General features: G+C 50.2%; 1 pseudogene. It reads left to right on the forward strand.

What is annotated here, in order from left to right:
• Nucleotides 1–311 (forward strand): annotated as a pseudogene (locus HMPREF2675_RS11350) (hypothetical protein); the annotation flags it as partial.

Here is a 311-nt window from a genome sequence, read left to right on the forward strand (position 1 = left end):
GCCGAAGTTAAAGACAACGGCGACGGTACTCATACTGTAACCATCAAAGACGGTAACGGTAATACCACTACTACCATCGTTAAAGACGGTGCAACTGGTGCCAAAGGCGATACCGGCGCAACTGGTGCCGACGGTAAGAACGCTGAAGCCGAAGTTAAAGACAACGGCGACGGTACTCACACTGTAACCATCAAAGACGGTAACGGTAACACTACTACTACTGTCGTTAAAGATGGCGCAACCGGTGCTACTGGTGCAGACGGTAAGAATGCTGAAGCTGAAGTTAAAGACAACGGCGACGGTACTCACAC

This window comes from Neisseria sp. HMSC061H08 (genome assembly GCF_001836795.1).
In the GTDB taxonomy this organism is placed as follows: Bacteria; Pseudomonadota; Gammaproteobacteria; order Burkholderiales; family Neisseriaceae; genus Neisseria; species Neisseria subflava_A.